Raw genomic sequence first — 13314 nt, 5'->3', positions numbered from 1 at the left:
GCTTTTTAGAAAGAAAGATTTACACCAAGGTTTACCAACTTATTTTGAGGATATTGCAATCCGTTTTCATCCATTATTTCCGGTTCTACCCCCAAATTACTAACATTATCGAGTGAGAATAAATTATAAGTATTTAAGAAGAATCGGGCTTTTTCCAATCCGAATTTTTCCAAGAGTAATTTCGGGATGGAATATCCGATTTCCAGTGTTCTGCAACGAAGATAATGAACGTTGGTGAGCCAGAAAGTGGAATTTTTATTGTAGTTATTATGCCAACCGGCATTAAATCTCAACGGAGGGTAATTACCTGGTATCCATTCGCTGTTTAAGTCGAAAGGATCGGATCGATGATAACGATCATCATAGAATTGAGCCAAAAGGTTACCAGTGTTCTGATAAGGCCAACGCATTTCCCATCCCTGATTATAAGAGAACATGGCTCCTCCTGAAAAATCAGCTCGAAAGTCAAATCCTTTATATTCAGCTGTTAAATTAAAGCCAAAATTTAGTATTGGATTTCGGTCGCGAGGGTAACCAATAGGTCTCATATCCATTTCATTGATTACTCCATCTCTATTAACATCCTTGTAAATGAGGTCTCCGGGAAGCATATCGCGGTTTCCAACACCGTCATTATTAACTTCATAATTATTAATTTGCTCAATAGATTCAAATTGGCCAATTACTTCGTATCCCCAGTAGGTTCCTGTCCATCTGTCTTCAGAGGAGTTTCGGAAATAATCCCATGAGTTTCCAAAACGTGGTTTATACGATTCTAAAAATTTATTTCGGGCATATGATATATTACCTCCAATGGAGTAATCGAGCTCCCCGGCATTACCATGATAAATTAACATGGCCTCAGCACCCATGGTAGCATCACTGTTTACATTTTCATCGGGTAAGGAATAACCTAACTCATTTGGAACAAGTACGTCATATTTTCTGCCTCTTAGCCCTTCACGTTTACGATAGAAATAATCCAGAGTCCCATTAATTTTTCCTCCCATAAATGCAAAGTCTGCACCTATATCGGTAATTTTACTGGTATACCACGAAATTGAAGTGATAGGTTCGCCTTTATATCTTGCACCAGTTATCTGCTCTCCATCAAGGGTCACCACTGAAGTCCCATAGTTGTACCCGGACCAATAATCAAAGGCTCCTATTCCCACATCATCATCTCCTAACTCCCCGTACGATGCTCTAAGCTTTAAATCAAAGCTACTACTGCCTAACAAGTTGTCCATAAAACTCTCTTCAGTAATCCTCCATCCAAGTGAAGCAGAAGGGAAAAATCCCCATCTGTCATCTTCAGAAAATTTCCAGGAACCATCATAGCGACCTGAAAATTCAAGATAGTATTTATTAGCATAATTGTAATTCAATCGCCCAATGTACCCTATCCTTGCTTGTTCGAAATCTACATCATCATAAGAATCCATGTCGTTAAACTGAATGAGAGGCAAAGCATTTGTCTTAGGCACTGAGTGAACCCACACATCCAGCTCCCTTCTTTCAATACGTTCATTTACAAATGTTGCATTGACATCATGATCTCCAAAGGTCTTACTATAATTTACCTGAGCCTGCCAGACATTATCAATGTTTTTATGTGTACCCCGTTCCCGCCACGGATTTTTATTAGAAAATGATATATAATATTCATCAGTTTCCGGGTTATAACTATAAGCATCATAAGTATATTCGTGTCCATTCATCAATCGATCTGCAATATAATAAGAATATAACCCTTTAACCGTTAAACCGTCAATTGGCGTTTGATATTCAGCAATGAATTGAAGATCCAACACTCGCCAATCTTCAGTCCAATATCCTGAATTTTTTTTGTTCAGAAGCGCCCAGTTCGTTTCCATATTGGGAATATGATTGATATATTCAGGGTTGTCGTTGGCATAGGGACGCCAGCTTGGTCGATTACGAAACAATGCAAAACGAGGTGCCCAGTAATCATCAGTACCTGGTACTCCTGGATTATCTCGAGTCTCAACTCGTCCATTAATTCGAGTCCCTACTTTCAGACTTTTGGCAATTTGTGCATCTACATTTGTTTGAATATTTGTTCGGTCAAAGGTAAACTCCCTCCCTAGAACGGAGGTTTGGTTCAATTGCGTAAAAGAAAGATAGTAGTTTATCTTTTCTGATCCCCCTCTGGTATTAACATTTATGGAGTTCTGGGGGGCATTAGGCTTTATAATATAATCATACCAATCAAAGCTCTGATATCCAGGCTGGGTTCCCACTTTCCATAATTCCAACTCTTCAGGGGTAATAGAGGTACTTCCTGTTTGATTCATATCCGCATATGCTTTCCCTAGCATCCATTCATAGGCATCCACCGTTTCAGGAAAACGTGACCAATTCTGCCATCCAATATACGCATCAATATTGATTGTATTTTTTTCATTAAGCTTTCCATTTTTAGTGGTTACAACCACAACTCCATTAGCGGCCCTAACACCATAAATAGCGGCTGAAGCATCCTTCAATATGGTAATACTTTCAATATCGTTTGGTGACAGGTTGTTAAAGTGACCCGCATCCTTTTGGACCCCATCAATTACATAAAGTGGGTTCCCCATATTACGAATTTGTATGTTGGCACTGGCTCCAGGTCGACCATCTGGCATCCGAAATGAAACCCCTGCCATTTTCCCGGCAATAGTGGAACTTACAGTAGATGCGTGGACACTTTCGAGATCATTTGAAGTTACTCCTGATATGGCTCCTGTGATTGATTCTTTTTTCTGTACTCCATATCCCACAGCAATCACCTCATCCAATCCATAAGAAACTTCCTCCATTGTGACATTAATAATAGTCCTTCCTTCTACATTAATGTTCTGAGTTTTCATCCCTACAAAAGAAAAAATTAAAATTGCATCTGGAGGAACATTCCCTAATCGGAAAGTTCCTTCATAATCCGTTATAGTCCCGGTGGAGGTGCCCTGCACCACTACCGACACACCGGGAATAGGTTCTCCGGTGCTATCAACAATCCGGCCGGTAACAGTAATCGTTTGTGATAACACCGTTATCGGAATAAGCATTACAAATAATAACAAGTATTTTTTCATAATAGAATATGAATTTGAGTTAAACAACCTTTTGGGTACTTCCAATAGCAATCTAGAAGATTTGTCATTGAACTGATTGCAAATTAAAACCATTTCTTAACATCCTTATACAATTAATGCTTCAAAACCTACCATATTTTAACCAAATGTTAAAATATTTATTTAATAGCAATCCAATGCCTAAAGATTTTTATTACTTGACCTAATTTTTGTATTGACATCTCAAAAGATTTCATTTATTTAGCAATCAACAACATTCTACGACATGCTTTTTTCCTATAAGTGGCCCAAAACACTGATATTTATTTTTATACTGACCATTTACTTGGGACAGATGGCTGCTGCCTACAATTTCAAATTCAAAAATTTCCAGGTTAACGATGGCCTTTCCGAAAATACTGTTCAATGCATACTACAGGACCATCAGGGCTTTTTGTGGTTTGGCACCAAGGATGGATTAAATCGTTTTGATGGAAAAGAGTTTAAAATTTTTAAGCATGAACCGGGAAATCCCCAATCCATTGGAAACAATTTCATCCGGGATCTTTTTCAGGATGAAGACCACATAATATGGGTAGGGACGGATCATCAGCTCTATTTATTCGACCCGGTGACCGAACAGTTTAACCCGTTCAGTTTCAGGACGAAAGACGGAGTCTCTATTCATTCAACTGTAACATCCATAAAAGCAGGAAATAAGGATAAAATTTGGATTGGAACTCCAACTCAGGGTGTATTCTGTTTTTCAAAAACCACCAAAACATTGGTTCAATATACCCAAGGCAGTACCAGCACCTCTTTAGGCTCCAATCTGGTGTGGAGAATCTACCGCGATAATGCAGGCACCATGTGGATAGGGACTCGAAATGGGCTCAGTGCTTATAACAAGGAGACCACCACCTTTATCACTTATGGCTCCCGAGAACCCGACAGTCCCATAGAAGATCCTGAAATACTGGCTATTTCAGAAGATTCAGACGGAGAATTATGGCTGGGAACCTGGAGTGGAGGGCTTGTTCGATTTAACAGAACCTCCGGCAAATTCACTTCTTATTTTAGCTCAAAGGATCGGACCTATATCACACATATCAGAGCAATATTCGAATATCAAAAAAACGAACTTTTGGTTGGGGCCGACGACGGGTTATACCTCTTTAATAAAAAAACACTCGAATACAACAGAATAGATGACCCCGGTGATCCTCACAGCCTAAAGGACCAAAATGTCTATTCCATATACAAAGACCGAGAAGAAGGGATCTGGGTGGGAACATATTTTGGAGGAGTTCATTATCTATCTTCCAACAGTAAAATCATCGAACATTATTATCCCAAACAACACAAGAACTCTCTTTCAGGGAAAGCGGTCAGCCAGTTTTGTGAAGACCCTGCCGGTAATCTCTGGATTGCTACTGAAGATGGCGGATTAAATTACTTTGACACCAAAACAAAAATTTTCACTTCCTATATACCTTCCGAGCAAGGAAAAAGTATCAGCTACCATAACATTCATGCTTTGGCACTTAAAAACCACAAATTGTGGATTGGAACTTTCTCCAGAGGACTGGACGTAATGGACCTAAATACAGGAAAATTTAAAAACTACCAGTATCATCCCGGCGATACCAACACCATCAACGACAATTGTGTATTTTCTCTATATCAATCTAAGTCAGGATCTCTATATGTAGGAACTCCTTTTGGTCTGTCGCGGTATAATCCGGACAAGGATAACTTCACCCGTATCCCTGAAATTAAAGGCTTTGTTTATGACATGACCGAAGATCATTTGGGAAACTTTTGGGTGGCTTGTTATGGAGATGGTCTATTTAAACGCAGCCCCGAAACAGGAACATGGAATAATTACAGGCATAAAGCAAACGACCGAAAATCTCTTTGCTTCAATAAACTGACAGATGTTTTTCTGGATGAGCAACACAGACTCTGGGTGTCCAGTGAAGGCGGTGGTATTTGCAAATACAACTACGATTCGGATGATTTTTTGACCATCAACCATTCAAACGGACTCCCCAATAATGTTACATACGGTGTCGTGGATGATAATCACGGATACATCTGGGTGAGCACAAATAAAGGTATCTCAAGAATTGATCCCAACACTTTAGCCATTAAAACCTACACACAAGAAGATGGGTTGCAAAGCAATCAGTTTAACTATCGTTCCACATACAAAGCCCGAAACGGAAAATTTTATTTTGGCGGGATTAATGGGTTTAATGCCTTTTATCCAAACGATCTGAAAACAAATAAATATGTTCCTCCTGTTTTGATAACCAAATTCGAACTGCTGGATTCTCCTGATTCAGCCCTTAATGATTCCGTCTTTAATCAGGCCCTCAATACGACAAAGAAAATATCGCTAAAATATAATCAGGCCTCATTCAGAATCAACTTTGTGAATCTCAGTTTTCAAGCACCTTCAAAAAACAAATGCGCCTATATTCTCGAAAACCTAAACTCCAGTTGGATAACTACCACCAAACAAAATCAAGTCTCTTACATTAATCTTGCCCCTGGACATTATGTTTTCAAAGTAAAAGGTTGCAACAATGACGGTGTGTGGAATACTGTTGGAGACGACCTGTCCATCGAAATCCTTCCTCCCCCTTGGAAAACCAACTTTGCTTACACTGCATATACTATTCTCATTTTCATCATAATTCTTTCTTTGGCGAAAATTTATCTGAAAATTTCCCATGCCCGGCATGAAAAAAAGTTGGAAGAATTTAAAATTAAGAAAGAAAAAGAGATGTACCTGTCCAAAATAAATTTCTTTACGAACATGGCGCATGAAATACGTACGCCCCTTAGTTTGATCAAGGCTCCCCTAGATTCCATCAAATCTTCAGGACTCAGCAAGTCCGAAATTGATGAAAACATTCAGGTCATCGACAAAAATGCAGAAAGGTTGCTCAACCTCGTCAATCAATTGCTCGATTTCCGTAAAATTGAAGAAAACCACTATACACCAAACTTCGAGCCGGTCAACTTCAACACCCTTATTGCCGATATCTGCTATCGATTTAAACCGGCAGCGTCACAAAAAAAGCTCCTGCTAACCACCGATATTCCCAACCATCCGGTAATCTGCAATGCCGATCGAGATGCGCTAACAAAAATTGTCAGTAATCTTATGACCAACGCGCTTAAATTTACCAGCCATAAAATCAACGTCTCCTTGAATAAAACGGAGGACTGGATAGAAATAGCGGTCTCTGACGACGGACCAGGCATTGATCCTAAATATCGAAAACGTATTTTTGATCCATTCTTTCAAATCGATTTCACCAACAATGATGATAAAAAATACGGAACAGGAATAGGTCTGGCATTCTCAAAACAATTGGCCGAAAAGCACAATGGTACCATCTTTTTAAAAAACGTTCCCGACCATCCGGGAACTTGCTTTGTGGTTCAGATCAATACAAATCTTAATAATAATCAGCCTTCAGTTACACCGGATGAGGTGCCCTTACCTCAGCAGGATACAAACAACACCTCGAATGCCAAAAACAATGGTAAACCTAATTTACTCATTGTGGAGGACAATGAAGATCTTTGCAATTTTCTGGAACGTAACCTAAAAGTGGAGTACTCGGTTTATAAAGCTTCCAATGGCAAAGAAGCATTGGAGCTACTGGAAATTCAAAATATAGACATTATCATTAGTGATATTGTTATGCCTGAAATTGATGGCCTAGAGCTGGTTCAAAGTACCAAACAAAACACTCAGTTCAGCCATCTGCCAATCATTCTTCTGTCGGCCAGAACCAATGTCGAAACAAAAATTCAGGGTCTTGATGCCGGTGCTGACAGCTATATTGAAAAACCATTTTCATTAGACTATCTGAAGGCCCAAATACATAGTCTGGTACGGAATCGGGAGCGACTCCTGGAAAAATTTGCCAACTCTCCTTTTGTACCTTATGGAAGTATCGCAAACAATAAGAAAGATGAAGAATTTTTAAACCAACTCAATCAGGAAATCGAAAACAATCTGACAAACACCGATTTTTCTATAAACCATCTGGCCAACTTCCTATCAATGAGTCGTTCTAATCTTCAACGAAAAATTAAAGGCATATCTGGAATGACACCCAATGACTACATCCGTGTTTATAAATTGAAACGAGCAGCACGACTGATTATTGAAGGAGAGTACCGGATCAATGAAATATGTTATCTCGTTGGCTTCAATAATCCCTCATATTTTGCGAAATGTTTCCATAAACAGTTTGGTAAACTGCCCAGTGAATTTCAAAAAGATAATGCTAGGGCCTAATATTTCCAACCACCCTCCCCTATGAGCTCGGTAATGATCAATATTTTACTAAATGATCTATTGAAAAAAAAATATTTTTGCAACTACACACACATAATTCACTAATGTTCAATCCACTACTTTTTTTATGTGCATTTTTTTCAAAATATTTTCAGGCAATTTATTGCCGAAATAAAAAAACGTCGTATATTTGTATCGGGTTAGGGTTAAGGTTAGAGGGTTGTCGGCATTGCTGGCAGCCCTTTTTTCATGCACCTATTTCTGCTCCTCCAAAACCTATTCCACTGATCGTCAAACCTTTTATATTTTCCGGCTTTTTATCATCACGTTTGCACGGCGCAAAAAACCGAATTAACGGTCTTTCCCTTCCCATCATTTCGAATTAATCCGGTGTTGGAGGAATGGTGATCTGTCTCTAAATCAAAATTCAATTTTATAGCTTACAAAGGGGATGGCACTATAGAAAAATTCATTTTCAATTTCTCTGCTCATCAGATTAAATCGTTTTCCCTGGTATTGTCGTCCAGCAAGATTTTTCACCTGAAAAGCAAAAACGGACGATGTCTTCGATGCATTAATCCGATAGGTCAAGGTGAAATCGGTCAGCGTTTCCAGGGAGGAATGGCGATCCACAAAGGGAAGGTCGTCGTCATAGACAATTTCTCCGGCAGTAACTGTGGCCTCCTCATCTACCGGATGATACCAAAAGGGCCCCATGAAGGTGACTTTAAAGTTTGCGCCCAACAGATTTTTCCCGCGCACCAACCATTCTTTTCCGCCCAGAATGTTCGCCACATATTCTCCGTCGTACCGCGATCGTCTCTCCACCCCATCGCCTCCCGTATATTGGCTGTCATACACCGAACCGGTGATCATATAATAATAACCATCCTTCAGGAACCGCTCGATGGTGACGTCGACACCCATATTTCTGCCCGATCCCTCGTTAACCAATAATTTATCGAAGGTCCAGTCACTTCGGAAGTTCAACATCGAATAGGCGGTTCCGGCTTCCACGGGAACATCATAAAGCATCTGATAATAGGGTTCAATCTTTATTCTAAAGTTTTTCACCGGCGACCAGTCGTAGCCCAACACAAAATGGTGAGCTCCCATTCTTTTGAGTCGTTGGTTGGGATGGATGACCGCCCCGGTTTCATCATGATACCGGCTTACAAAATAAACAAAGAGCGGTTCTATCTGGCTATGATTCCCATAACCGGCCGAAATTCGGTGGTTGGGATGCAACTGCCAGGCAGCAGACACCCTCGGCTCTACTCTGAATTCATCATTCATATCCAGCCAGGAGGCATTCACCCCGGCGGTAAAAAACAGGTTATTGACAATCATATACTTCGCCTGTGCATTGGCCGACAAGAGCCAGCTGCGCCCCTCCCCCGCCAGGAAAGAGACGTAATCGCCCGATTGGGGCATCCGGGTATCACCGGTAAGATCGAAGAAGAGATTCCCGGCATCCACTCCTCCTTTCATAGATAAACGGGAATTCACTTTACTTGTCAGCACCGAAGAAAAAGCCAGCTTACCTTCTACATTCTCCACAAACAACTTGGGGGTCAACACTTCGGGATCGTTTGCATCCAACCTGATTTTTTCACTATAAACATGTTGGCCGGCATTCACCGCAAGGGTAGAATTCAAATAGGTATTTTCCGAAAGAGCCTTTTTGTGGGTCACCCCCATAGCCCCCATATTGTATTCAAAACGCATCTTCTCCCGATCCTCGGGATAGGTCCACTTATCTTGCCGGTCAAAGCCGTTGGAAGTACTTTTACTTAGACCGCCGATGCCCCATAAAGAAAAAATTCCCAAATCACCCGCCGGCATATTCACCTTAAACGATAAATCCTGATATACCGGAATTTCTGTCCCCTCGCGTGTTTCCGGTAAAAAACCAAAGATCAGTGCCATGGTGGAGTAGCGGTAATTAAAGAGATAGGAACCACCCGACTTTTTTCGGAAAGGGCCTTCGGCGGCGGCTTCCACTCCCTGCACGCCCACCTGTGCCGCGAATTCCTGCTTTTGGTTATTGCCATTGCGCAGCCTCATATCAAAAACGCCGGCCGTGGCATTGCCATATTCGGCAGGAAAGGCACCCGTATAAAATTCCGAATTGGCGAGCATCTGACCACTGAACATGGTCAATCCACCTCCCCCGGCAACATTGGAACCCGAGAAATGACTGGGCACAGGAATGTCCACACCTTCCAGCCGCCACAACAATCCTTTGGGCGCATTACCCCTGACCACAATAGCATTATTATTAATTCCGGCAGTGGTTACCCCCGAAAAATTACCGGCCATACGTCCCGGATCATCCAGTGCTCCCGCATATCGTCGGGCCTCCTCCACCGAAAAGGTACGTGCACTCACCACCGCCATACTGTTTACCGGACGGTCTTTCCGATAGCCGGAACTTATCACCACCTCCTTCAGGTTAGAAACAGCCTCCTCCATCTCCACATTTACCACCACCTCTTTCCCGGAACCAACCAATAACTCGGGAATGACAGCAGGCTCGTAACCGATAAACCTGACCTGAAGTGTATAACGACCAACAGGAACACCTTTCAACTCAAACTGACCATCCATATTGGTGGTGGTTCCCCCACCCGTTTCCTCCAAAACCACATTGGCTCCGGGAAGTGGCGCTTTGGTGGTCGCGTCAAGGACTGACCCACGCACAGTTTGAACAGGATTCTGAGAAAAAATTATGATTCCACTGGCCAGGAAAAACACAATCAAAAAATAAATTTTCATCTGTATAAAATTAGGTTAAATCATTGGTCGGATGGAACTCGCATGACTAATAGTTTATACATACTCTTGTTGTGTCAACCATTCTTGGTTATGCTCGTTTCATCCGGATAAAATAAACTCATATAATTAGTTTACAATTCCTTAAGGACAACGTAAAGACATGTACTAATGGTCATGCCGGTTGCAATGCCCCAATTTTTTTCATAACTGAAATGCTGATTTTTTAATACGATCCGCAATCAACCAAAAAGGAAAGCTCCCCAACAAACACCACCGATCTATATGTGTTTCAAAAAGGAAGAATTAGCTCCATCCTATGAATAGCACCCTTAAAACCCCATTTCAACATTTAAATTCAAACATTAAACAACAACCATAATATTTTCCTACAAAAAAAGTACTTATATAGCTATCATACAAATCATAAACTAAAAATATGGACTTTCATATTGTTCATCCATATCACGAGCATCAAACAACAAAATGTTTCTTTCCGGCAATAACCTTTCTGGCGAGGGACGGCACAGAAATATTTCTAACCTTTAGCGGCTAAAGTCCCCAAAGTTTTTTTGTAAATGACTAACTTCGTTGATCCGAAAAAGGCCATCTAATGAGATACCAATAGAACCGGCATTTCTATCAGACAAAGTATGCACAAAATCCATTCTAACATCAACGATCCACCCTGTCTGGCATTTTCATAAATGACCATTGATCCCTTCTTTGGGGATGTATGCGTTGAGCCTTCGCCCCTCATCCCATAATTTTTCGAAAGACAAAATCACTTAAATATCTGTCGGACATTTGGTAAGTTTGAAATTTAATCGCTTTAAACATGCAAATACAACGAGCATTTCCAATCATCGCATTATTATTCATCTATGGCAGCCTCACCTTCGCTCAACCAATCAAACCTGATGAAACCAGGGTATTCAAAACCACTTCTCAAGGTGAATTATCACTGGACTTATTCTATCCCGAGGGCCAGAAAAGCGGGGCCGACAGACCTGCAATTGTTTTCTTTTTTGGCGGCGGCTGGGTCGGTGGCACCCCGGCTCAGTTTTATCAGCAATGTGTCTATTTTGCCTCCCGAGGCATGGTGGCCATATCGGCCGAATATCGCGTGGCCGCCAAACACAAAACCTCACCCGTAGAGTGTGTTAAAGATGGAAAATCGGCCATTCGGTGGGTGCGTCAACACGCCAAAGAGCTGGGTATTGATCCGGAAAGAATTGTCGCATCCGGTGGATCGGCCGGAGGTCATGTGGCCTGCTGCACCGCCCTGATCGATGGTATGGAAGAAGAGAACGAAGATCTCACCATAAGCTCGGTCCCCAATGCCATGATATTATTCAATCCGGTTCTCGACACCACCGAAAAAGGGTATGGAAGCAAAAAAGTAAAAGGTTACGAAACAGATCTATCCCCTTGTCATAATGTAAAGAAAGATAGGCCTCCCTCTATCCTATTTCATGGCACCGCCGACACCACCGTTCCGTTTGAAAATGCCCAACGTTTTACCCGACTGATGCAACAAGCCGGCAACGACTGCCGGTTGTTTCCGGCACAGGACCAAAAACATGGGGCCTTCAACGGAAGTGCATTTCGTCCCAAAAACGGCGACAACTGGTTTAATATGACCGTCTATGAAAGCGACCTGTTCTTAAACCGGCTGGGATTCCTTAAGGGCGCACCGACCATTCAGCCTTTCCCGGGCATTCAAAGCAAAGTGCAAAATTATAACTGCTACACGCCGGTTTTTCCTGCAAGCGCTCAAACCCATGATGAATATGAAGCCAAAGTGCACATCCTAACCTCCTCCCAATTGATGACAGAAAAACCATTGATCTGGAGAAACAAAACCATGTCGGCTCTAAGTCCTGCCGACAAAACACTGCTGGACAACGGCTACGCCATCGGCTTTTTGTCGGTAAAAAAACAGGCCCTTCCCGTTCTGTCGGCCCATTACCACGAAATGCGCGGTGGATTAAAAAACAGCATGATAAAATTTACCCGAAATAAGCAGGGACGGGTGGCGTTTCTGGGGGGATCCATCACTTTCAACCAAGGATGGCGCGACAGCATTTGTGTATATCTCCAAAAACGGTTTCCGGATACTCAATTTGACTTTGTTCCGGCAGGTATTCCTTCTATGGGCAGCACCTCCGGCGCTTTTCGGTTGGAGCGCGACGTATTGTCCAAGGGAACCATCGACCTGCTCTTTGTGGAAGCCGCTGTTAATGACGCCTCCATCGGCACAACCTCACTGGAACATATCCGCGGAATGGAAGGCATTATCCGACATGCCAGGAATGCCAATCCGGCCGTCGATATTGTTATGATGCATTTTGTGGATCCGGGAAAAATGAAGACTTACCGCGAAGGCAAAACTCCTGAAGTAATTCAAAATCACAATAAAGTGGCTAAACACTATAATATTTCCACCATAAATCTGGCGAAGGAAGTCACCGACAGAATCGATGCCGGAGAATTCACCTGGGAAGATGATTTTAAAAATCTCCATCCTTCACCTTTCGGACAGGGCGTCTATGCCCGTTCAATGATCTCGTTTCTGGATAATGCCTGGAAAGGATATGTCGCTGATGATGATAAAATAACTCTGTCTCCCCAGCCCGACCCCATCGACCCATACAGCTACAGCAATGGTCAGCTGATTACGGCCGCCGAAAAAATTAAACCCGCAAAAGGATGGCATGTGGACCAAAACTGGAATCCCAACGATAAAAAACGAACACGCCCCAACTACGTGAAGGTTCCAATGTTGATTGGTGTGGGAGAATCCGGTTGGATAAAATTGGAATTCGAGGGTAATGCCGTGGGCATCGCCGTAGCGGCAGGACCGGATGCCGGCATCGTCGAATATAAAATGGATGGAGGTAAAATTCAGAAGCTCGACCTGTTTACACGGTGGAGCAGCCAACTTCATCTGCCCAGATACTTCACTTTATGTGCCGGACTCGCCAACAAAAAGCATACTTTAAAACTCAGAGTGTCTGACAACAACGATCCAAAAAACCAAAAAAATGCTTGTAGAATCAGGTATTTTTACATTAACAAAGAAGAAATCTGACCCATTGATAAAATCTCAAAAACTGACTTTATAGGCATGGCGAC

Annotated in this window: 4 protein-coding genes; 2 read left to right on the top strand and 2 right to left on the bottom strand. The window is 42.0% G+C overall.

Annotation, left to right across the window (positions count from 1 at the left end):
• Positions 1 to 5: 5 nt before the first annotated feature.
• Positions 6 to 3098: a SusC/RagA family TonB-linked outer membrane protein gene (locus tag ACT29H_RS14275; RefSeq protein ID WP_444822323.1), complete on the bottom strand. Its 3093-nt coding sequence runs from the start codon at positions 3096 to 3098 to the stop codon at positions 6 to 8.
• A gap of 265 nt (positions 3099 to 3363) precedes the next feature.
• Here ACT29H_RS14275 and ACT29H_RS14270 point away from each other — a divergent pair, with 265 nt between their 5' ends.
• The gene (locus ACT29H_RS14270; protein ID WP_444822322.1) at positions 3364 to 7401 is read left to right on the top strand and encodes a hybrid sensor histidine kinase/response regulator transcription factor; all 4038 of its coding nucleotides are present in this window, start codon (positions 3364 to 3366) and stop codon (positions 7399 to 7401) included.
• Positions 7402 to 7821: 420 nt separating this feature from the next.
• Here the strand turns inward: ACT29H_RS14270 and ACT29H_RS14265 are convergent, their stop codons facing one another.
• Entirely contained in the window at positions 7822 to 10179 is a 2358-nt protein-coding gene (locus ACT29H_RS14265; protein WP_444822321.1) for a TonB-dependent receptor, read from the bottom strand.
• Positions 10180 to 11014: 835 nt separating this feature from the next.
• Here ACT29H_RS14265 and ACT29H_RS14260 point away from each other — a divergent pair.
• The gene (locus tag ACT29H_RS14260; protein WP_444822320.1) at positions 11015 to 13270 is read left to right on the top strand and encodes an alpha/beta hydrolase fold domain-containing protein; all 2256 of its coding nucleotides are present in this window, start codon (positions 11015 to 11017) and stop codon (positions 13268 to 13270) included.
• Positions 13271 to 13314: the final 44 nt, after the last annotated feature.

The organism is Thermophagus sp. OGC60D27, assembly GCF_052400625.1.
Taxonomy (GTDB): Bacteria; Bacteroidota; Bacteroidia; order Bacteroidales; family Marinilabiliaceae; genus Thermophagus.
The sequence above is the reverse complement of the archived record's forward strand: the minus strand, read 5'-3'. Positions and strand labels throughout refer to the sequence as shown.